Origin of the sequence: Aliamphritea hakodatensis (assembly GCF_024347195.1) — a bacterium.
Classification (GTDB): Bacteria; Pseudomonadota; Gammaproteobacteria; order Pseudomonadales; family Balneatricaceae; genus Amphritea; species Amphritea hakodatensis.
Genome location: NZ_AP025281.1, coordinates 641,364 through 661,576, shown reverse-complemented (window position 1 = coordinate 661,576; position 20,213 = coordinate 641,364). Strand labels below are relative to the sequence as shown.

The 20,213-nt window shown below is 49.5% G+C and carries 24 protein-coding genes and 1 other RNA gene; 13 read left to right on the top strand and 12 right to left on the bottom strand.

The genetic code is table 11. The features are described 5' to 3' along the window. Positions 1–106: 106 nt before the first annotated feature. A complete protein-coding gene (locus PCI15_RS02970; protein ID WP_271272883.1) occupies positions 107–892 on the top strand; it encodes a cytochrome C assembly family protein in 786 nt (261 codons plus the stop codon). A 91-nt stretch (positions 893–983) separates the two neighbouring features. After that, positions 984–2,267 carry an HlyC/CorC family transporter gene (locus PCI15_RS02965; protein WP_271272882.1) on the top strand — a complete coding sequence of 428 codons (1,284 nt, stop codon included), beginning with the start codon at positions 984–986 and terminating at the stop codon, positions 2,265–2,267. Positions 2,268–2,305: 38 nt separating this feature from the next. Here the strand turns inward: PCI15_RS02965 and PCI15_RS02960 are convergent, their stop codons facing one another. Together PCI15_RS02960 and PCI15_RS02955 are read right to left on the bottom strand one after the other, a co-directional pair. Then, a complete protein-coding gene (locus PCI15_RS02960) occupies positions 2,306–2,503 on the bottom strand; it encodes a DUF1289 domain-containing protein (RefSeq protein WP_271272881.1) in 198 nt (65 codons plus the stop codon). Positions 2,504–2,543: 40 nt separating this feature from the next. After that, positions 2,544–3,128, bottom strand: coding sequence for a CoA pyrophosphatase (locus PCI15_RS02955; RefSeq protein WP_271272880.1), 585 nt, complete (start codon positions 3,126–3,128; stop codon positions 2,544–2,546). A 128-nt stretch (positions 3,129–3,256) separates the two neighbouring features. On the opposite strand from PCI15_RS02955, the gene PCI15_RS02950 reads away from it, so the two are divergent. Next, entirely contained in the window at positions 3,257–3,820 is a 564-nt protein-coding gene (locus PCI15_RS02950; RefSeq protein WP_271272879.1) for an NUDIX hydrolase, read from the top strand. On the opposite strand, the gene PCI15_RS02945 is transcribed toward PCI15_RS02950, so the two are convergent. The 7 genes from PCI15_RS02945 to grpE all read right to left on the bottom strand — a co-directional run bounded on the left by PCI15_RS02945 (position 3,812) and on the right by grpE (position 10,865). Then, on the bottom strand, positions 3,812–4,393 hold the full coding sequence (locus tag PCI15_RS02945) for a rhomboid family intramembrane serine protease (RefSeq protein WP_271272878.1): 582 nt from the start codon (positions 4,391–4,393) through the stop codon (positions 3,812–3,814). The two genes, PCI15_RS02950 and PCI15_RS02945, sit on opposite strands and share 9 nt — an antisense overlap. 307 nt (positions 4,394–4,700) lie before the next feature. Continuing rightward, positions 4,701–5,012 (bottom strand): YqfO family protein, encoded by a 312-nt coding sequence (locus PCI15_RS02940; RefSeq protein ID WP_271272877.1) that lies wholly within the window; start codon positions 5,010–5,012, stop codon positions 4,701–4,703. Positions 5,013–5,091: 79 nt separating this feature from the next. Further along, positions 5,092–5,895: a 4-hydroxy-tetrahydrodipicolinate reductase gene (gene dapB / locus PCI15_RS02935; protein WP_271272876.1), complete on the bottom strand. Its 804-nt coding sequence runs from the start codon at positions 5,893–5,895 to the stop codon at positions 5,092–5,094. 65 nt (positions 5,896–5,960) lie between these two features. Further along, positions 5,961–6,776 carry a serine O-acetyltransferase gene (cysE, locus tag PCI15_RS02930; protein WP_271272875.1) on the bottom strand — a complete coding sequence of 272 codons (816 nt, stop codon included), beginning with the start codon at positions 6,774–6,776 and terminating at the stop codon, positions 5,961–5,963. A 112-nt stretch (positions 6,777–6,888) separates the two neighbouring features. Next, the gene (gene dnaJ / locus PCI15_RS02925; RefSeq protein ID WP_271272874.1) at positions 6,889–8,025 is read right to left on the bottom strand and encodes a molecular chaperone DnaJ; all 1,137 of its coding nucleotides are present in this window, start codon (positions 8,023–8,025) and stop codon (positions 6,889–6,891) included. Positions 8,026–8,167: 142 nt separating this feature from the next. Further along, positions 8,168–10,090 carry a molecular chaperone DnaK gene (gene dnaK / locus PCI15_RS02920; RefSeq protein ID WP_271272873.1) on the bottom strand — a complete coding sequence of 641 codons (1,923 nt, stop codon included), beginning with the start codon at positions 10,088–10,090 and terminating at the stop codon, positions 8,168–8,170. A gap of 163 nt (positions 10,091–10,253) precedes the next feature. Further along, on the bottom strand, positions 10,254–10,865 hold the full coding sequence (gene grpE, locus PCI15_RS02915) for a nucleotide exchange factor GrpE (protein WP_271272872.1): 612 nt from the start codon (positions 10,863–10,865) through the stop codon (positions 10,254–10,256). 342 nt (positions 10,866–11,207) lie between these two features. Here grpE and recN point away from each other — a divergent pair, with 342 nt between their 5' ends. Beyond that, entirely contained in the window at positions 11,208–12,884 is a 1,677-nt protein-coding gene (gene recN, locus PCI15_RS02910; protein WP_271272871.1) for a DNA repair protein RecN, read from the top strand. Between the two features lie 62 nt (positions 12,885–12,946). On the opposite strand, the gene fur is transcribed toward recN, so the two are convergent. Continuing rightward, on the bottom strand, positions 12,947–13,372 hold the full coding sequence (gene fur / locus PCI15_RS02905; RefSeq protein WP_271272870.1) for a ferric iron uptake transcriptional regulator: 426 nt from the start codon (positions 13,370–13,372) through the stop codon (positions 12,947–12,949). A gap of 150 nt (positions 13,373–13,522) precedes the next feature. Between fur and PCI15_RS02900 the strand changes: the two genes are divergently transcribed. After that, entirely contained in the window at positions 13,523–13,870 is a 348-nt protein-coding gene (locus PCI15_RS02900; RefSeq protein WP_271272869.1) for an outer membrane protein assembly factor BamE, read from the top strand. Positions 13,871–13,945: 75 nt separating this feature from the next. On the opposite strand, the gene PCI15_RS02895 is transcribed toward PCI15_RS02900, so the two are convergent. Next, complete coding sequence (locus PCI15_RS02895) at positions 13,946–14,245, bottom strand: RnfH family protein (protein ID WP_271272868.1); 300 nt, start codon at positions 14,243–14,245, stop codon at positions 13,946–13,948. Positions 14,246–14,290: 45 nt separating this feature from the next. Then, positions 14,291–14,722 (bottom strand): type II toxin-antitoxin system RatA family toxin, encoded by a 432-nt coding sequence (locus PCI15_RS02890; RefSeq protein ID WP_271272867.1) that lies wholly within the window; start codon positions 14,720–14,722, stop codon positions 14,291–14,293. 194 nt (positions 14,723–14,916) lie between these two features. Between PCI15_RS02890 and smpB the strand changes: the two genes are divergently transcribed. The 8 genes from smpB (at position 14,917) to PCI15_RS02850 (ending at position 20,062) form a co-directional block, all read left to right on the top strand. Beyond that, entirely contained in the window at positions 14,917–15,390 is a 474-nt protein-coding gene (smpB, locus tag PCI15_RS02885) for an SsrA-binding protein SmpB (protein WP_271272866.1), read from the top strand. A gap of 195 nt (positions 15,391–15,585) precedes the next feature. After that, positions 15,586–15,942, top strand: a transfer-messenger RNA (tmRNA) gene (gene ssrA / locus PCI15_RS02880). Positions 15,943–16,131: 189 nt separating this feature from the next. Continuing rightward, positions 16,132–17,355 (top strand): tyrosine-type recombinase/integrase, encoded by a 1,224-nt coding sequence (locus PCI15_RS02875; protein ID WP_271272865.1) that lies wholly within the window; start codon positions 16,132–16,134, stop codon positions 17,353–17,355. A 92-nt stretch (positions 17,356–17,447) separates the two neighbouring features. Beyond that, positions 17,448–18,404: a hypothetical protein gene (locus PCI15_RS02870; protein ID WP_271272864.1), complete on the top strand. Its 957-nt coding sequence runs from the start codon at positions 17,448–17,450 to the stop codon at positions 18,402–18,404. Positions 18,405–18,522: 118 nt separating this feature from the next. Then, positions 18,523–18,717 (top strand): helix-turn-helix transcriptional regulator, encoded by a 195-nt coding sequence (locus tag PCI15_RS02865; protein WP_271272863.1) that lies wholly within the window; start codon positions 18,523–18,525, stop codon positions 18,715–18,717. Between the two features lie 13 nt (positions 18,718–18,730). Then, positions 18,731–19,096 (top strand): hypothetical protein, encoded by a 366-nt coding sequence (locus tag PCI15_RS02860; RefSeq protein WP_271272862.1) that lies wholly within the window; start codon positions 18,731–18,733, stop codon positions 19,094–19,096. 223 nt (positions 19,097–19,319) lie between these two features. Continuing rightward, a complete protein-coding gene (locus tag PCI15_RS02855) occupies positions 19,320–19,775 on the top strand; it encodes a hypothetical protein (RefSeq protein ID WP_271272861.1) in 456 nt (151 codons plus the stop codon). Continuing rightward, positions 19,772–20,062 carry a hypothetical protein gene (locus tag PCI15_RS02850; RefSeq protein WP_271272860.1) on the top strand — a complete coding sequence of 97 codons (291 nt, stop codon included), beginning with the start codon at positions 19,772–19,774 and terminating at the stop codon, positions 20,060–20,062. Before PCI15_RS02855 ends, PCI15_RS02850 begins: the two co-directional genes overlap by 4 nt. Positions 20,063–20,213: the final 151 nt, after the last annotated feature.

The window sequence follows — 20,213 nt, the reverse complement described above, 5'->3', positions numbered from 1 at the left end:
TGATATTTATGACAAACTTGACGCTGAGTATTTTCAATTAATTCATTCTCTGTTTAAAAGTTCTGTGCCGTGTGTCCTCCGGCACCTGAAAGAGCACCCTATACACATGCTGACTCTATTCACCGCAAGTGCAATTATCTTTTATCTGGCCGCCGCTGTTATGCAGGCCAAAAATCTCCAGCAGGCGGACCGGTTTGCGCCAGCCAGAGTAAAAGGCATCGCACTTATCGCCTTCGCTGCGCACAGCTACGCTGTTTTCCTGGATTTACACCGCCCGATGGGGATCCACCTGGACTTTTTCAGCGTCGGTTCCCTGATCGCCTGGCTGGTTGTCGCACTGGTACTGCTCAGCAGCCTGCGGCAAAAAATTGATAACCTGTTCATCGGGGTATTCCCGATGGCCTCCATCTCGCTGATCTTTGCACTGCTGGCACCGGACACAAACATCGCCAAAGACTTTGCCACCGGGCTGGTCATTCATATCCTGCTGTCCATCATGGCTTACAGCATTTTTACCCTGTCCGTTTTCCAGGCAGTCCTGCTGGCTAAACAGGAGTATATGCTCAAGCACCACCGCACCCGCGGCCTGATCCGTTCGCTACCGCCGCTACAGATCATGGAAAAACTGTTGTTTGAGATGATCTGGACCGGCTTCATTCTGTTAACCGCGTCACTGATTACCGGGATGCTGGTCTTTGATGACTTATTTGCCCAGCATCTGGTACACAAAACGGCCCTTTCAATTATCGCCTGGCTGCTATACGTCGCATTACTGGTTGGCCGCCACGTCATGGGCTGGCGCAGCCAGAAAGCGGTCCGCTGGACCGTCGGCAGCTTTACCCTTTTGATGCTGGCGTTTTTCGGCAGCAAGTTCGTCATCGAACTGCTGTAATCCTGTGCGCACGGGCAGCCATCAAAGCTTGACTTAAAATCAGCTTGTATTGAAAATGGCTGCTCAATAATTAAGCGAAGGTTTCTGCATCTTGGACGACGCATCGATCGGCTCCCTTTTGGGAGTTCTGTTGTTTCTTATCTTTTGTTCCGCATTCTTCTCCAGCTCTGAAACGGGCATGATGTCACTCAACCGCTATCGCCTGCGGCATATGGTGAAGAACAAACACCGGGCGGCCACCAAAGCCAGTAAATTACTGCAGCGTCCTGACCGCCTGATCGGCGTTATCCTGATCGGCAATAACTTCGTCAACATTCTGGCTTCTGCAATTGCCACAATTGTCGCCGTTCGCCTCTGGGGTGAGGCCGGTATTGCGATTGCGACGGCCTTGCTGACGCTGGTGATTCTGATTTTTGCCGAAGTGACCCCAAAAACCGTTGCAGCCCTTCATCCGGATAAAATTGCCTTTCCAGCCTCCTATATTCTGCAGCCTTTACTGCTGGTACTGTACCCGTTCGTCTGGATTGTGAACGGCATCACCAACGGCCTGCTTAAGCTGTTCGGCATTAAAGTAACCGAAGGTAACCACCATCACCTGAGTACGGAAGAGTTACGTACACTGGTGAACGAATCAGGGGCGGTACTGCAGCAGCGCAACCAGTCGATGTTGCTGGGTGTACTGGAGCTGGATGATGTTGCTGTAAATGACATCATGATTCCGCGAAATGAAGTCATCGGTATCGACCTTGAAGATGACATTGAAGTCATTATCGAACAGCTCAGCACCACCAATCACACCCGCCTGCCGGTTTACCGGGGCGAGGTAAACAAGGTGGTAGGCATGCTCCACATGCGTAACCTTGCGCAGGTTTTCCAGCAAGGCTCTGTCACCAAGGCTGCTATCCTTCAGGTCATTCATGAACCCTACTTTGTGCCTGAGAGCACCCCGCTGCAAACGCAGCTGCTGAACTTTCAGAAAGCCGGTCAGCGTATCGCACTGGTTGTGGATGAGTACGGTGATATTCAGGGTGTGGTCACCCTGGAAGATATCCTTGAACAGATTGTGGGAGAAATGTCCGGCAACACCAAGGAAGAAGATCAGGACATCCACCGTCAGGAAGACGGTAGCTACTTTATCGACGGCACCGCAAACATCCGGGACGTAAACAAATCGCTGGACTGGGACTTACCAACCGACGGCCCCAAAACCATCAATGGCCTGATGACAGAAGTACTGGAATCCATTCCGGATGCCAACGTCTGCCTGACGATTGGCCGCTACCGCATTGAAACCCTGCAGGTAACCGCCAACCTTATTAAAACCATCCGCATTATTGAGCTGGAAGGTAAAGATGAAGAAGATGAAGACGACTAAGCATTTAGCCGTTTTCTGATCAGCACAGCAAGCGCTCCTTAACCGGAGCGTTTTTGTTTGTCCGCCAGTTCCCGCTGTCGGATCAGGCTGTAAACTTCCCGCTTTTGCGCATCACTCATCACGCCCCATTCGGCAATTTCCATTCCACTGCGGCGGCAGGCAATACACAGATCCTGCTCATCCAGCGCACATACACCGGTACAGGGTGAACGGACAGGGGTCAGTTGTTCAGTCATATGTTACAGCTCTTATCTCATGCAGCTATCTTGCTGCTTATCATTGATGTTCCGGACGCGGCCTGACGGGTATACCGGCATCCAGACCGATATTTAACAGCTCAACCAAAATGCAGGCGGTCAGCCCCCAGATGATATTACCCTGATATTCATACGCCGGCACATAATGGGTTTTACCACGGTACTTAAATGCATCGGTACGGTGGCGTTTATCTTCCAGAAAAAACCGCAGCGGTACAGTAAAGATTTCATCCAGCTCAGCCGGATTCGGAATTAAATCTGTATCCGGTTCAATCAGTCCCACGTAAGGCGTCACCCGCAGCCCGTGTTTAGACATTGACTGGCTGAGCGCACCCAGCACTTCCACCCGCTCCGGGGGCAACCCCACTTCTTCATGGGCCTCGCGAAGCGCGGTCGTCAGTAAATCCGCATCTTCAAAATCTTTTTTCCCCCCGGGAAACGCCACCTCGCCCCCATGGGAGGATAAATGCATTGTCCGGCGGGTCAGCACCACCTGAGGATCATCACTCTTGGTCAGCGCCACCAGAACAGCCGCCTCAGCCCCTTCATGCTCAAGTACCCTTGGTGAACTGGCATGTAACCGACGCGCTAAATCCTGAATCATATATCCTCCACGTATTAACTCCTTTCCATCATACCCGGCGTAACAGGTAAAGTTTAGTCGCGCCACCCTCGCCGAACGGGAAAAAATTGCGGTACACTTTGATCCCAATACGATTATCAGGAGCCAGTATGAAATTTTGCAGCAGCTGTGGGGCACAGGTTCGCACTGAAGTCCCTGCCGGTGACAACCGGCCACGTCATGTCTGTATCAGTTGCGCTGAAATCCATTACTCCAATCCTAAAATCATTGCCGGCTGCCTGCCGGTTTTCGAAGATAAGGTGCTACTCTGCAAACGGGCCATTGAACCAAGAATCGGCTACTGGACGCTTCCCGCCGGCTTCATGGAAAACAACGAATCCACAGAACAGGCTGCACGCAGAGAAACACTCGAGGAAGCTAACGCCAGAGTCAGTAACCTTGAGCTATACAGTCTTACTTCCATGACGCACATCAACCACGTTCAGATGATCTATCTCGCGACACTGGATGATCTGAATTTCTCAGCCGGTGAAGAGAGCCTTGAGGTTGCCCTGTTCAGCGAAGCTGAGGTGCCCTGGGAAGACATTGCCTTTCAGAGCATTACCAATGCACTGCGTTGCTATTTTGATGACAGACACAACCAGAAATTCCCTCTGCGGCACTTTGAAATACACGCGCCATCAAAGCGCCCGCTCAACAAGGCTTCAGTCTGAAGCCTTATCCGTACGCTTTTTACGCCGGATCAGCGGTCTGAATTTTGCCAGCCACCAGGCACAGAGAATACCGCTGATAAACCCGGCGATATGGGCTTCAAAACTCACCTGCCGGCTAAAATCCAGCAGAGTATAGACCAGCCCGCCATACAGCAGGATAGTCAGCAGACTGAAAGCAACAGCCTTGAAAGAGCGGGTAAACACGCCATAGCTCAGTAAAAAACCCCAGTACCCCATGACCACACCGGAAGCACCGATGTGAATGCTCATCCTGCCAAAGATCCACACCAGCAAACCACTGACCAGAATTACAAAACAGGTTACAAAGGCCAGCGGCCGCAGCTGAATGATTAAGACGCCCAGCAGCACCAGTGGCACAGTGTTGCCAAGTAAGTGCTCAACACTGCCGTGTAAAAACGGTGCTGTTACTACTCCATACATCAGCTCTGTATGTCTGGGAATTAATCCATATATACGTAATCCGCCACCGGTTAGCTGATTAACGCCTTCAACAATCCATAACAGCGCAATGAAAGCTGCCAGCCATTTCAGCTGCGCTGATCTTTTTATCACCAATTCTCAGCTCCTCCGCCATTACTGGGCTACAGCCTTTATCTGCAAGTCATAAAGATGTTATTCACATGCTAATCCACAGAAAAACTGGATAAATTTATGTTTAACCACCGCCTCTTCACATATACTGACCATTATTGGAACAAGTTAATATTAACGTTTAAAAACATAAACTTAATGCGCTTATCAGAACCTTATGCAAATCTATTGCACAGGCTTATGCACAGAATACGTGCATAACTCCTCAATTTTTATAAACAACTGCCAGAATGCCCGGCAAACTGCCTAACGATCCTCTGCCCCCTGATCAGAATTCGGCCAGCTTATACACCTCATAAGCCACTTCTTCATAGGGATGAGTGTGCTTAAGCTCAGCAACCACCTGCCGGATCAGGCTGTCTTCACACACCATTTCGACCTTCCACTCCGCCAGCCGTTCCACTTGGTTCATACTGCCAATGTGCGGATTACTGCCCGCCAGCGGCCGAAACTGCCCCTGGCCCAACACCTGCCAGCAGCAACTGTCATAATCCCCAATGCGGCCTGCACCTGTTGCAAACAGCGCTTCTTTAACGTTTTCCAGATTCTCTTCAGGTACAAAAAAACATAATTTATACACAAACTTACTCCTTTAACCGTTTCCGCAAACAAAAAAGCCCCGGTTATACCGGGGCTTTTTAAAGGCACAATGCGCAGCATTAATTCAGATCCAGCACATCCTGCATGCTGTACACACCCTTCGGCTGTTCACTTAACCAGCTTACTGCCCGTACGGCACCTTTTGCAAAAGTCATACGGGAGCTGGCTTTGTGGGTAATTTCAAAACGTTCGCCTTCATTGGCAAACATGACCGTATGATCACCGACCACATCACCGGCACGGACAGTCGCAAAACCAATTTCTTTTTGGGTTCTCGCCCCCACCTGGCCTTCACGGCCATAGACAGCACATTCACGCAAATCACGCCCCAGTGCACCGGCAACAGCTTCACCCATGCTCAGCGCAGTGCCAGAAGGAGAATCCACCTTATGATGATGATGGGTTTCGATGATCTCAACATCATAGTCATCGCCCAGAACCTTAGCCGCCATCGCCAACAGTTTAAAGCTCAGGTTAACGCCGACACTCATATTCGAGGCAAAGACCACCGGCATTTTATCGGCGTAGCTGTCCAGCCCGGCACGTTCCTCAGGAGTCAGGCCGGTTGTACCAATCACAATGCGCTTGCCGTTTTCAGCACAAAGCGCCATGTTCTGCAGCGTCACCTGAGGAGAGGTAAAATCGATCAGCACGTCAAAGTCATTGATAACACTTTCCAGCGAACCGGACAGGGCAACTCCCAGCTTACCAACGCCAGCCAGCTCGCCGGCATCTGCACCGATCAGGCTGCTTTGCGGACTGACAATCGCCGCACCTAACTGCATTCCTTCAGCGGCTTCAACCGCCTGGATATTCGCTTTTCCCATCCGGCCTGCGGCACCGGCAACTGCTACTCGAATCATGGTTTAATCCTGATAAACGGCCCGCAGAGAGCAGGCCGGTATAAATGTATTATTCAGCTCTGTGTTTATTCCGGTGCGCACGGCTGTTCGCAAGGAACATTCTGGTCCATATCCAGTGCCGGCTTGGCAACATCCGGACGGCCAACAACCTTTGCGGGCACGCCAACGACAGTCGTGTGGGCCGGCACTTCATCCAGCACAACCGAACCACCCCCGACTTTAGCCCCCTTACCCACTTCGATATTACCGAAAATTTTTGCCCCGGCGGCGATCAGCACGCCTTCACGGATCTTAGGGTGGCGGTCACCGCTTTCTTTACCGGTACCTCCCAGCGTAACCCCCTGCAGGATAGATACATCATTCTCAATGACACAGGTCTCACCCACCACAATGCCGGTAGCATGATCGAACATCACCCCGTGGCCAATCCGGGCTGCCGGATGGATATCCACCTGAAACACCGAACTGACACGGCTCTGAATATACAGTGCCATTGAATAGCGCCCCTGGCTCCACATCCAGTGTGAAATCCGGTAAGACTGCAGGGCATGGAAGCCCTTCAGGTATAACAGCACGATGGTAAAACGCTCAATCGCCGGATCACGGGTTCGCACCGCTACAATATCCTGACAGATAGACTCAAGAATACCCGGATCTGCCCGCAGCGCCTCATCAATCAGTTCGCGCAGGGCAACAGCTGGCATCACATCATCTGACAGTTTACTCGCCAGCAAGTAGCTGACCGCCGCGCACAGGCTCTTGTGACCAATAATGCTGGCATGGAAAAAACTGGAAAGGAAAGGTTCACGCTCAATTTCTTTACGCGCTTCTTGCTGGATCAGTTGCCATAAGGCATCCGGTTCCACTGGCCATTCACTCATAACAGGCTCTCTATCTGACGGCTACAGACACCCCTGCCGGGCTAGGATACTCGCAGGAGCCTTCAATCTCTTGCAAAACAGGGCCTGCACTGCTGCAGACCCTGTTTATATTTTAGGTCATATCTTCGAAGAACTTCTTCACACTGTCGAAGAAACCGGTCTTCTTAGGGGCATGATGCTGCTGGCTGTCGTCCATCGCGGACTCAAACTCACGCAGCAGTTCTTTCTGGCGGCTACTCAGGTTAACCGGCGTTTCTACGATTGCCCGTACTAACAGGTCACCCACAGCACCACCGCGAACCGGCTTGATACCTTTACCCCGCAGGCGGAACAGTTTGCCCGTCTGCGTTTCAGCCGGAATCTTCAGCTTCACACGGGACTCAAGCGTTGGTACTTCCAGCTCACCGCCTAATGCCGCGTCGATAAAGCTGATCGGCACTTCGCAGAAAAGGTGTTTCCCGTCACGCTCAAAAATAGCATGATCGCGAACATTCATCTGCACGAACAAATCACCGGACGGTCCGCCGTGAGTACCGGCTTCACCTTCACCCGCCAGACGGATACGGTCACCGGTATCAACACCTGCCGGAATTTTCACCGACAGTTTCTTGGTTTCTTCAATACGGCCCTGACCGTGACAGTCGTTACACGGATCAGAGACCACCTGACCTTCGCCATGACAGGTCGGACAGGTTTGCTGTACTGAGAAGAAACCCTGCTGCATCCGCACCTGGCCTACACCGCCACAGGTACCGCAGGATTTAGCACTGGTACCCGGTTTGGCACCGCTGCCATCACAGGTATTACAGCCTACAAGAGTCGGTACAGTAATGGTTTTTTCACAGCCCTTAACCGCCTCTTCCAGTGTAAGGTCCATGGTGTAACGCAGATCCGCACCGCGCTGCACATGACTGCGACGGCGTCCGCCACCCGCACCACCGAAAATATCACCGAACACGTCGCCGAATACATCGCTGAAACCACCGGCACCGCCGCCGAAGCCACCGCCACCCATGCCGTTCGGATCAACACCCGCATGGCCGTACTGATCGTACGCGGCTTTTTTCTGCTGATCAGACAGTATTTCGTAAGCTTCGTTAACTTCCTTGAAAGCTTCCTCTGCTTCTTTGTCGTCCGGGTTACGGTCCGGGTGATACTTCATCGCCATCCGGCGAAAGGCTTTCTTGATATCCCGGTCTGAGGCGTCTTTGGCAACCCCCAGTACTTCGTAAAAATCTCTTTTCGACATAATCTGTTTCGCTTGTCGTCGGTGCTCAGGTGGCACGTATTAAAAACGCGACAACGCGGGACCGGCCCGCGCTGTATAAAGACGGACTCAGGCTGCCAGGCAACCCGAGTCTGTTTAGCATCATCTGTTCAGATGAAACGACTTACTTCTTGTCGTCTTTCACTTCTTCAAACTCTGCATCAACGGCATCATCAGCCGGCTCAGCCTGTGCCTGTTCAGCACCGCCTTCAGCACCTTCTGCAGCCTGCGCTTCAGCATACATCTTCTGAGCCAGACCGGAGATAGCTTCTGTCAGAGCAGCTGTCTTGGTGTCGATCGCTTCTTTATCTTCACCTTTCAGCGCTTCTTCCAGCGTTTCTACAGCAGCGTTGATTGCAGTTTTCTCTTCTTCAGTTGCCTTATCGCCGGCTTCTTCCAAAGTTTTCTTGGCAGAGTGAACCATGGCATCACCCTGGTTACGCGCCTGCGCCAGCTCTTCGAACTTCTTATCTTCCTCAGCATTCGCCTCGGCATCATTGACCATTTGATCGATTTCATCATCGCTCAGACCGGAAGATGCTTTAATAACGATAGACTGTTCTTTGCCTGTCGCTTTATCTTTCGCTGATACGTTCAGAATACCGTTGGCATCGATGTCAAAAGTTACTTCAACCTGTGGAACACCGCGTGGTGCCGGCGGAATATCTGCCAGGTCAAAACGGCCCAGTGATTTGTTAGAGCTCGCCTGCTTGCGCTCACCCTGTACCACGTGAATGGTAACAGCAGTTTGGTTGTCATCTGCAGTTGAGAACACCTGAGACTTCTTGGTCGGGATAGTGGTGTTTTTGTCGATCACCGGAGTAGCAACGCCACCCATGGTTTCGATACCCAGAGACAGTGGCGTTACGTCCAGCAGCAGAACGTCTTTAACGTCACCGGCCAGAACCGCACCCTGGATTGCAGCACCCATTGCTACCGCTTCATCCGGGTTAACATCTTTACGCGGAGACTTACCGAAGAACGCAGAGACTTTCTCCTGAACCATTGGCATACGGGTCTGACCGCCAACCAGGATAACTTCATCGATTTCAGACGCAGACAGATCGGAATCTTTCAGCGCGATACGGCAAGGTTCCAGTGAACGTTCAACCAGCTCTTCAACCAGAGATTCCAGCTTAGCGCGGGTAATCTTAACGTTAAGGTGCTTAGGACCGGTTGCATCTGCAGTGATGTACGGCAGGTTAACGTCAGTCTGCTGAGCAGAAGACAGTTCAACTTTTGCTTTCTCAGCACCTTCTTTCAGACGCTGCAGTGCCAGCGGATCATTGTGCAGATCAATGCCGGACTCTTTCTTGAACTCATCTGCCAAGTATTCGATCAGACGCAGGTCAAAATCTTCACCACCCAGGAAAGTATCACCGTTAGTTGCCAGTACTTCGAACTGGTGCTCGCCGTCTACTTCAGCAATTTCGATAACAGAGATATCGAACGTACCGCCACCCAGGTCGTAAACAGCAATGGTCTTATCGCCTTTAGACTTATCCATGCCGTACGCCAGTGCAGCTGCAGTTGGCTCGTTGATAATACGCTTAACTTCCAGACCGGCAATCTTACCGGCATCTTTAGTGGCCTGACGCTGCGCATCGTTGAAGTAAGCAGGTACCGTGATGACAGCAGCATCAACAGACTCACCCAGGTAGTCTTCTGCAGTCTTCTTCATTTTCTTCAGAACTTCTGCAGAAACCTGTGGTGCAGCCATCTTGTTATCATTGACCTGAACCCAGGCGTCACCGTTATCGGCTTCAACAATCTTGTATGGCACCATGCTGATGTCTTTCTGAACAACATCATCTTTAAAACGACGGCCAATCAGACGCTTAATCGCAAACAGGGTGTTGTCCGGGTTAGTCACCGCCTGACGCTTTGCCGGCTGACCAACCAATGTTTCACCTTCGCCAGTGTAAGCGATGATAGAAGGCGTCGTGCGATCGCCTTCAGCGTTCTCGATAACCTTCGTGTTTTCACCGTCCAGTACAGCAACGCATGAGTTAGTGGTACCTAAGTCGATCCCGATGATTTTACCCATTGTAAAACTCCAATCTTTCTGAGCCCGGTATGACGGGCGAAAATTCTGTAATAAAGCCTTTGCTTGCTATATATGTCCGCTTTTCATGCTTTCAAGCCAAAACCGGATCTTTTTTGCGGCTTTTATATCTTTTCCTGCGGTCCGTTACCGCAGCAGGACAGGTTTAGCCCTGAGAAACAATCACCATTGCCGGACGAATAAGACGCCCATGCAGGGTGTAACCTTTCTGCATCACAGCCATCACATGATTAGCCGGTACTTCAGGATTTGGCACCATAGACATCGCCTGGTGAAGTTCCGGATTAAACGCATCACCCACAGGGTTTACCTGCTCAACCTTGAACTTCTCAAGGCCGGATACAAACATGTTCAGTGTCATATCAACACCTTCACGCAATGCTTTAACCGCTTCATCATCAGACTGGCTGGCTTCAATTGCACGCTCCAGGCTGTCGATAACCGGCAACAGTTCATTGGTGAACTTTTCCAGCGCAAACTTATGCGCTTTCTCAACATCCATTTCCGCGCGGCGACGTACATTTTGCATGTCCGCCTGGGTGCGTAATTCCTGATCTTTCAGCGCATTAACCTGTGCTTCCAGTGTCGCTACAGATGCCTGCAGAGCAGTGATGTCTGCATCCCCCTGAGCAGCAGTGTCCAGCAGCTCGTCTTCATCCGCCAGAACACCTTCTACCGTTTCAAGAACGTCTTCTGCACCACCGGCCGGATTTTCCTGCTGTGCTGCATCTGCCTGAACTTTGTCTTCACCTGCCATCTGAGTCTCCAAGTATTTCTGCCTGCAACGTATATCTGGCCGTTGCTTCACAAAAGAAATCTTTACCCCTGACAACTTTAGCGACAGGGGCAAATCGCGTTGCTGACATATATGGGGCTGTACAGGCAGGATTCAAGTTTTCGAAACGCATTTTTTTAATCAGAAACACGAAAACATATTGCGCTCAAATCATGAATGGCTTATAAATTAGAAAAACACTGTACAAAAACACAGCCTGTACAGTAAAACAGTATACGAACAAATACCCTGCCGCCAGAAACGGCACCTGATTAAACACAGCAGTACGTAAAGAAAGCGCTACCTTTGACCGAGGCCAGACACATGCTGACACAGTTAAATATTCGTAATTACGCAATTGTTGAACAACTTGATTTAGAGCTGCACAACGGCATGACCGTTGTCAGCGGCGAAACAGGTGCCGGTAAATCCATCATGCTGGATGCATTAGGGCTGGCACTGGGCAAACGAGCCGACAGTGGCACTGTACGCAACGGTGCAGAACGGGCAGAAATCACCGCAGACTTCGACATCAGTAAGATTGCGGCTGCCCGGGACTGGCTGATAACCGAAGAACTCAACCAGGACGATCAGTGCATTCTGCGCCGGGTCGTAACCGCTGAAGGCCGCTCCCGCTGCTATATAAACGGTACCGCCTGCCCAATCGCCAAAGTACGCCAGTTGGGTGAGTTTTTAATTGAAATCCACGGCCAGCACGAACATCAGCGGTTACTGAAAAAGGATCATCACAGACACCTGCTTGATGCATTCTCAGGAGAGGCCCGGCTGGTACAGCAAGTCCGTCAGCAACATAAAAAATGGCGCGCACTTGACCAGAAACACAAAGCATTATCGCAGCAAAGTGAAGAACAGGCCGCCCGGGTACAACTGCTCAGCTATCAGGTTGAAGAACTGGAAACCCTGCAAATCGAAGCAGGTGAATTCGAGTCACTGGTAAAAGAACAGCAAACACTGGCCAATGCCGGCGAAATTATCCAGACTGGCCAACAAATACTGCAGATTACCCAGGACAGCGACAGCGGCAATTGCCTGAACTTACTGAACCAGTGTCAGCACTTACTCAGCAACATGAAGGCACCCTCGCCCTCAATTCGCCAGACCATGGAAATGCTGACCAACGCTCAGATTCAGATTGAAGAAGCCAGCCAGGAAATGAATCAGTATCTTGGCCGGGTTGAACTTAACCCTGAACGCCAGCAAATCGTGGAAGAACGCCTCAGCAAACTCTTTGACCTGGCCCGAAAACACCGCATTGCCCCGGAAGATCTGACTGATCACCTTGCCGCTCAGCAACAGGAGCTTGCAGAGCTCTCCATGTCTGATCAGGAACTGGATGCACTGGCTGAACAGGTCAGCGCCGCCTATCAGGATTTTTTACAGCTGGCACAGCGTCTCAGCGATATCCGGGCACGCACTGCGCGGAAACTGGCCAAACAGGTGAACCAACAACTGCATGACCTGGGTATGCCTGCAGCAAACCTCGATGTTCAGCTCACGGCCTATGAAAGCGGGCAGCCCAACCCCAACGGCCTGGAAGAAATTGAATTTCTTATTTCCACTAACAAGGGACAGCCGGCGCGCTCACTGCACAAAATAGCATCCGGCGGTGAACTCTCCCGTATCAGCCTGGCCATTCAGGTGATTACCGCAAAATCCTCCAGCACACCTTCGCTGATATTTGACGAAGTAGATGTAGGTATCGGCGGTGCTATCGCAGAAGTCGTCGGCAGGCTGTTACGTCAGCTTGGCGGCCACAGCCAGGTACTGTGTGTAACACACCAGCCGCAGGTTGCTTCTCAGGGACATCAGCATCTGTTTGTCAGTAAGCGGGCAGGGAAGAAACACACCCATACACAGATCAACACACTTAGCTGTGACGAACGGATCGAAGAAGTTGCCCGTATGCTGGGAGGGATCGATGTAACGAACACCTCCCGCGAACATGCAAGGGAAATGCTCGGTGTCCAACGCCCGCACTAAGCCCCTGAACAGGCACAAAAAAACCGGCTATCAGCCGGTTTTTTTTTATCAGAAAGTAATGCTTACTTTGCTTCACAACCTTCTTTACACACACCGTACAGATACAGCGTACGGTCAGTCACGGTGAATCCCAGACTTTCTGCAATTTCGTCCTGACGCTGGGTCAGGTTAGTGTCGGTGAACTCACGGACTTTGCCACATTTCACACATACAATGTGATCATGCGCTTCATCTTTTGTCAGCTCAAAGACAGAATGTCCGCCTTCAAAGTGGTGACGGCTTACCAGACCTGCTGCTTCAAACTGAGTCAGTACCCGGTATACAGTAGCCAAACCAACATCTTCACTCTGATCTAACAGAATTTTGTAGATATCTTCAGCACTGAAATGATCGCTTTCACCCGCTTTCTCAAGGATCTGATAAATTTTAATCCGGGGCAGAGTAACTTTAAGACCTGCTTTTCTTAATTCTTGATTTTCAAGTGCCATAATCTTTCTCTATGATGTTGACCGCAACGGATGATAGACTTATTTTTCCGAACTTTTGAATAAGCCCAGTCTCATAACAACAACTGAACTCATTCAGAAGTTCTAGACTGATTATCTGATTTTATGCCCGAAAGTGGAAGTCATTTACCTATGCAAAAACTATATATTGCTCTTCTGACCGCAATTTTCCTCAGCGGCTGCTCTGAATTTCCCGGTGTTTACAAGATTGATATCCCTCAGGGTAACATCGTCACCCAGGAAATGGTTGATCAGTTACGCCCGGGCATGACCATCAATCAGGTACGTTACGTCATGGGTACCCCTCTTCTTACCGACCCGTTTAACAAATACCGCTGGGACTACATCTACAACAACAAGCATCCGGACGGCTCTGTCACTAATGAACGCATGACTCTGGAATTCGATAAAGAAACCGGCACCCTGAAAGGCCTGGCCGGTAACTTCAGACCCGGTGGCGATAAACAGACCACACAGTAAGTCTGACCCGTTTCATCAAAAAAGCCAGCATTGGAAACAATGCTGGCTTTTTAGTGGATCATGCCTTCAGCCGGCTTATTCCGCTTCTTTCTCTGCCTTAGCCTTGGCTGCCCGCTTCGCCCGTGCTTCTTTAGGATCCGCAATCAGTGGCCGGTAAACCTCGACCCGTTGCCCTTCTTTAAGAATGACATCCTTCGGATTACGGATGGACTTACCAAAAATCCCCATCGGATCGTTATCAATATCGATCTGAGGATACATTTCCACAATCCGAGACTGCACCACCGCCTCATATGCGGAACAGTCATCCTGCACCTGTAAGCTGACTATTTTTTGCTCATGGGGCAGGGCATATGCAACTTCTACACTGATCATAACGCTTAAAACCTGATACCTGACGCCGCGCACAGCAGCAATAAATTAAACATAAACCTGATCGGCACGGCTGACAAACGCATCAACCATGGTTGCCGCCATCTGATTAAACACCTTACTCATCGCCATACTTGCCAGCTTACCGGAAAAATCAAACTCCAGATTCAGACTGACTTTACATGCTTCTTCACTCAATGGAGTAAATACCCACACACCGGCCAGCTTTGAAAAAGGCCCTTCAACCAGCGACATACGTATTTCACCCGGTCGCTGTAACTCATTCCGGGTCGTAAAGCTGTACTTCAGCCCCGCTTTCGCCACATGCAGACTGGCCTGCATTATATCTTCCGAGGATTCATGAACTGTTGTGCCGGTACACCAGGGCAAAAATTCCGGATAACCCGCCACATCATTCACCAGATCAAACATCTGCTCAGCGGTGTGCAAAACCAAAGCGCTACGGTCTACCTTTGTCATTCTCTCTCCGAACATCCTCTGCGTGGCCAAACTCAAAACATCCCACACACAGAGCAATTGAAACAGGGGGGACGCTATTTTCTGAGGTTCGCTCCCTAATTACAACTTTAACCATACTTTCGCCACGAAAAGCTTACCCGCAACAGCGCTTCGTCAGATTGCTTTTCCCACATACCCCTATATAATCGCGCCCCATGGCAAAGAAGAAATCAAAACCCAGCGGCAATACCATCTGCCAAAACAAAAAAGCCCGTCACGAATATCATATTGATGAAAAAATCGAGGCAGGCCTGGCATTAACAGGATGGGAAGTAAAAAGCCTTCGCGACGGACGCGCACAATTGGTTGAGTCCTATGTCATTTTTGACAAAGGCGAAGCCTGGCTTATTGGCGCCCACTTTACCCCGTTAAAAACAGCATGCGCTCACGTCATTGCAGACCCCACCCGGGCCCGTAAACTGCTGATGCACGCCAAACAAATATCTAAGCTGTTCGCCGCCACCCAGGCAAAAGGCTACACCTGTGTTGCTCTGAGCCTGTACTGGAAGAACAACAAAGTTAAATGTGAAGTCGCATTAGCCCGCGGTAAAAAGCTGCACGACAAACGTGATACAGAAAAGAATCGCGACTGGGACCGCCAGAAACAGCGGCTGATGGCAGCGAAATAAACACATCTGATAAAGGGCTGAATACACAGCCCTTTATTTTATTCCCGTAACGCTCACAATCTCTCCTTACAACACCTTCATTCTGATTTCTCAGGCTTCATTATCACTTAGCAGCTCAAGCAACTGTAAATAAACACTAAAAGCGCCAACTATTTGCTGCTTATTAAAAAAAAATCATTATAATTGCCCACCTCAGGGGGTGACTTGGCTTCGACGCTGATTGCGAACCCTTTGGTGCATGTCGTGAGTGTAGTGAATCACGTAAATCCCTTACTACATTGTTATAGTTGCAAACGACGATAACTACGCTCTAGCGGCATAAGCCCGCTAGCGCTGCGCTTAAGGTGTCTATAACTTAAGATTTTGCAGTGTCATTTGAGATAGAATCGCCCGGATGCTTTGTCTCAAGCTGAACGGTTAAAACTAAAGAGGCTCGCCCTAAACGCCCTGACCTTCGGGCCGTGACGGGTTAATCTAATAGAAGCGTCTAAACATGTAGATCTGAAGGCAGAGGATTGGCGGACGCGGGTTCGAAACCCGCCACCTCCACCAAACACACTACTTATCACTGCCGATAAGTACCCTGAGCCCCGCGTAATGCGGGGTTTTTTGTGTATACTCACTTCTTAGCAGTTCCTAACATATCCCTAGGAAGCCCCCACCCAAATGGGGCTATACAGGGGGCCTTTCAAATATTCAGAAATTGCAGGCCCCCAAATTGCGCTGAAATGAGGTGATGATATGCCCTTAACAGATCGTGCGATTAAGGCAGCGAAAGCTAAAGAGAAGGACTACAAGGTATCCGATGAGAAAGGTCTTTTCTTGTTGGTAACCAAATCCGGATCAAAGCTATTCAAGATGAAGTACCGCTTTAACGGTAAAGAGAAGAAGCTCTCTTTCGGTGCCTACCCTGATATCAACCTCAAGGAAGCCAGGGAAAAGCGTGATGAAGCCAGAAAGCTATTAGCTCATGACATTGACCCTTCCGCTCATAAAAAAGCTATCAAAGCAGCACAACGCCTTAACAGCGAGAACAGCTTTAACGCCATAGCCCTTGAATGGTTTGATACAAAACTGGCCGACAAGACTGATGGCCACCAGCGGCGAGTTAAACGGGCATTAGAGATTCACCTTTTCCCAACGCTGGGCAACCACCCGATCAAAGACATAACCGCGCCGGTTTTGCTTGAAGCGTTACGAGTTATCGAAGGTAAAGGCTCAGTTGAGACCGCTCACCGGGTTAAGCAAATCACCGGTCAGGTGTTCCGCTACGCTATTGCCACAGGTAGAGCTGAACGCGATCCTACCCCAGACTTGAAAGGCGCGTTACGACCATCAATACCTAAACACTTCTCAGCTTTAACCGATCCCAGAGACGTGGGCCGACTACTCATTGCTATTGATGAGTTTCAGGGTACTCCAACTGTAAAGGCTGCACTCAAGCTATCCGCCCTATTCTTCTGCCGGCCAGGTGAGCTACGGAACCTCAAGTGGTCCGATATAAATCATGAAGAAAGCCGCATAGAGCTAGTGGCAGAGAAAACCCACCAGCAACATATCATCCCGCTGTGTACACAAGCTAAAGAGATTCTGAATGAGCTCCACCCGCATACAGGCAATGGAGACTTTATATTCCCTTCAGCCCGTGGCCGAAGCCGCTGTATGTCTGAAAACGCAGTCAGGGTAGCGCTCAGAACAATGGGATATGACAACGACACAATGACCCCTCACGGCTTCAGGGCTATGGCTAGAACACTCCTTGATGAAGTACTTGGTTTCCGTGTGGAATGGATAGAACAACAGCTGGCACATGCTGTTAAAGATGCTAACGGCAGAGCATACAACCGCACTAAGCACTTAACACAACGTACAGAAATGATGCAGAAGTGGGCCGATTACCTCGACGGGCTTAAACAGCAGGCTCTCTCAGGGAATGTCGTTTCAGTAAATTTTAAGCAAGCATAGCAGAGGTTTTGCCAGTCTAGGGTAGCTCCCGAAAAAGCGGCTCCTTACCGCTCTGACTGGCAATCATAATAAGGACACATGAAGGGTGTGTTATGGGTAGCATTAGTTTTGGCTCATTAAGACAAGGATTTACATCTGAAGAAGCTGCAATGCTCATACTTGGTATCGATGAGTTAACTATCCGGATGTTTAAGCAAGCAGATCCTAGCTATCAAACAGTTGGGGAACCTCTGCTCCTTGGTGAAATAGATACGAGTCAGCTGATTGCATTCAAAGAGATTACTGCAGCGTTAGAGCAAGAGCTAGAAAGCAAAGCATATAGAGGCCAAAGTAGCTGTCTTGAATTTTATGAAATAGTTGAGTGGGATACTTATGAAGAGCAAAGAATTAATTTTCAAGGCTCTACAATTTCCAAACAAAGCCTGGCCGCCTGGTGTTTCCAAAGAGGTATAGAAACAGACGCCTTTGGATCCCTCCCCATCATTAATCCTCCTGAATCACTATCAGACTCATCTCAATCAGAAGTAATAGAGGAGCTTCAAAATCGGATTCGGAGTTTTGAAGATACATATGAAACAGAAATGGCAGCATGGATCGATTTTTTTACTGCTATGGAGGAGGCCGAATCCTATATTAAAGACGTGCGACACTCGGCACACCCTGTCAACATTGAATCACTTAACGCTGTCCTGAGCTTCTTTACAAAGCTTGAAGTCGGTGCCGAATCGACAAAGCGAGTGATAAAAGACATTAAAAAACTGGATGAAATTCAACAAGAACTGACAGCTGTAACTCAAGAAAATTATGACTTGAAATCAGATCTGGCCAACAGCCTATCTCAATCTGAGAAGCTGACATCTAGAGAAAAAACAACTCTACTAAACACTATCGGTGGATTGTTGGAAATTATTAAGAGTCGAACAAGACTGAATCAAGAAGCTGTAATCAGAGAACTAACTAGCTCTTATCCCACAGTGCCCGGTCTTAAAGAAAGCACACTAAAACAAAAATTCTCAGAAGCAAAAAAAATCTTAAAAAACCATATTTAACAATAGGTTGTTTCCAATTTTAGTCTAGCTATACTTTTTTCCAGTCTAGCTAGACTGCATTACTCCTAGGCTATTCATATCTTGCGGATACCGAACAGAACTTAACAGGTACTCGCATATGTCTAATCGCATTCTCCGCCGTCCAGAAGTAGAGAAACTTACCGGCCTATCTCGCAGCACAATCTATCTGCGTATGCAGAAAGGAACCTTTCCACAGGCTTCACCTATCGGTGGCCGTCTTGTTGGCTGGAAAGAATCAGATATTCAGAAATGGATTGATGATTGCTTTGCTGGCGCAAACCAAGCGGCATAAGGAAGGAGCTCTCATGAAAACCAAACCGATGACCGCCACCACAACGGCCACCAGCACTGCTGATCTTATCAAGCCTCCCTTCAAGATAGAAAGGGTTTTGCTCCACCTGGTAACAAAGGGCTCTATTAATCGTTTAGAGGCTGAAAAGGCCCCTGTCTTTGATCATGCGCTTAACTCAACCATGAGCAATGAAGTAAAGCAAAGACTTGGCCTGAGCTTTACGAGCTTACCAGAGAGGCATTCAGGCTATCAGGGTCTATCTGTTATCTATCACCGCTACCAGTTAACAGACGAGAGCGCGGACCGCGCTAAAGTATTGATCAATGAATATCGCCTCAAGCGCGGAGCAGATCCGGTGAATTGGGAGAATGCCGCATGAGAAAATTAAGCTCATTAGTCGAGCCAATTGTACTTCTGATCATCTGGCTCGAAAGGGCCAAGGATAGCGCTCACAAAAAGGCCAAGCACAGCTCAGGCAGCATCGCACTTACACCGTGGGTAACGGCCAAGCTTTGCTTTAACAAAAGGGCCAACCCTAAAGGGAGCATTCTTAACTGTTTATTTGGGGCTATTCACGACTGTGGTAATCAGGAGGGCGTAGCATGATCTTATCCAGTACAAAGGCTGGTATTCGCCCCAGTTACCCGAAGCAAATCATTACGCCAGTGTTGACAGCTCTTAACCAGCGGCGCTATGTTAATAGGGCGTCTGCAAAATCAGATGCCGAGGTTGGTCCCTCGAATATTCCGAGCGCACAGGCGCTCATTACATGCGCTTTTTTTGTGTCCAAAATTCGTGTTTATGGCGGATTGTGTGGAGGCGCTTCGGCGCGCCGTTTCTCGGAATACGGTAGGACCAACTCTGCACAATCTGCCTCCCTCTTGGTTGGTCCCAATGGCGGCAGTTCCCTTAATTATTCCGAGGATGCCACTATGTTTGGTGACACGTCACAGTTTCGTCTGCTGAAAGACGATAGAGCTATTTCAACTCCCTTCCATTCTAAATTTGCGTGTATAGCTATCACTTCCTGGCCAAACGTTCAGGAGGTGCTGTCATGAATTATTACTCACCTGCTGCCACCGTTGTTGAGAAGCTGACGAATACACTCACCAGCCACCAGCATCATGAGCTGTTAAATGAAGCGCAATGCGCCACTGAAAGCTGTGTACTGGTATCCCAGTATATCAATGAGATTGCGCTTGAATGTGATTTCAGCGAAGTGAGCAACCCGGGACAGAAGCTAGCTGAAATAAACCTCAGCATGGCCGAGCTTACTAGAGCGTTTTCCAGTTTAGCTACCCGTCTTGAAAATGCTGAGTTGCTGGCTAATCAAAAAGCAGCTTAAAGCACTCAATAAAGAACCTGATTCTCATGATGTAGAAGCTGCACTTCGCAGCTTCTAGGAGGGTTGTAATGGCTGCTACTGTTCAGCATATACAGAGCCAGAAGCGAAAGAATAAAGGCAAGAAGTCCTTATCAATTACATATAAAGGGTA

Coding starts and splice junctions, on each gene's coding strand:
- PCI15_RS02970 (WP_271272883.1), top strand. CDS start 107: ATGCTGACTCTATTCACCGCAAGTGCAATTATCTTTTATCTGGCCGCC.
- PCI15_RS02960 (WP_271272881.1), bottom strand. CDS start 2,503: ATGACTGAACAACTGACCCCTGTCCGTTCACCCTGTACCGGTGTATGT.
- PCI15_RS02955 (WP_271272880.1), bottom strand. CDS start 3,128: ATGATTCAGGATTTAGCGCGTCGGTTACATGCCAGTTCACCAAGGGTA.
- PCI15_RS02950 (WP_271272879.1), top strand. CDS start 3,257: ATGAAATTTTGCAGCAGCTGTGGGGCACAGGTTCGCACTGAAGTCCCT.
- dapB (WP_271272876.1), bottom strand. CDS start 5,895: ATGATTCGAGTAGCAGTTGCCGGTGCCGCAGGCCGGATGGGAAAAGCG.
- cysE (WP_271272875.1), bottom strand. CDS start 6,776: ATGAGTGAATGGCCAGTGGAACCGGATGCCTTATGGCAACTGATCCAG.
- dnaJ (WP_271272874.1), bottom strand. CDS start 8,025: ATGTCGAAAAGAGATTTTTACGAAGTACTGGGGGTTGCCAAAGACGCC.
- dnaK (WP_271272873.1), bottom strand. CDS start 10,090: ATGGGTAAAATCATCGGGATCGACTTAGGTACCACTAACTCATGCGTT.
- grpE (WP_271272872.1), bottom strand. CDS start 10,865: ATGGCAGGTGAAGACAAAGTTCAGGCAGATGCAGCACAGCAGGAAAAT.
- recN (WP_271272871.1), top strand. CDS start 11,208: ATGCTGACACAGTTAAATATTCGTAATTACGCAATTGTTGAACAACTT.
- fur (WP_271272870.1), bottom strand. CDS start 13,372: ATGGCACTTGAAAATCAAGAATTAAGAAAAGCAGGTCTTAAAGTTACT.
- PCI15_RS02900 (WP_271272869.1), top strand. CDS start 13,523: ATGCAAAAACTATATATTGCTCTTCTGACCGCAATTTTCCTCAGCGGC.
- PCI15_RS02895 (WP_271272868.1), bottom strand. CDS start 14,245: ATGATCAGTGTAGAAGTTGCATATGCCCTGCCCCATGAGCAAAAAATA.
- PCI15_RS02890 (WP_271272867.1), bottom strand. CDS start 14,722: ATGACAAAGGTAGACCGTAGCGCTTTGGTTTTGCACACCGCTGAGCAG.
- smpB (WP_271272866.1), top strand. CDS start 14,917: ATGGCAAAGAAGAAATCAAAACCCAGCGGCAATACCATCTGCCAAAAC.
- PCI15_RS02875 (WP_271272865.1), top strand. CDS start 16,132: ATGCCCTTAACAGATCGTGCGATTAAGGCAGCGAAAGCTAAAGAGAAG.
- PCI15_RS02870 (WP_271272864.1), top strand. CDS start 17,448: ATGGGTAGCATTAGTTTTGGCTCATTAAGACAAGGATTTACATCTGAA.
- PCI15_RS02865 (WP_271272863.1), top strand. CDS start 18,523: ATGTCTAATCGCATTCTCCGCCGTCCAGAAGTAGAGAAACTTACCGGC.
- PCI15_RS02860 (WP_271272862.1), top strand. CDS start 18,731: ATGAAAACCAAACCGATGACCGCCACCACAACGGCCACCAGCACTGCT.
- PCI15_RS02855 (WP_271272861.1), top strand. CDS start 19,320: ATGATCTTATCCAGTACAAAGGCTGGTATTCGCCCCAGTTACCCGAAG.
- PCI15_RS02850 (WP_271272860.1), top strand. CDS start 19,772: ATGAATTATTACTCACCTGCTGCCACCGTTGTTGAGAAGCTGACGAAT.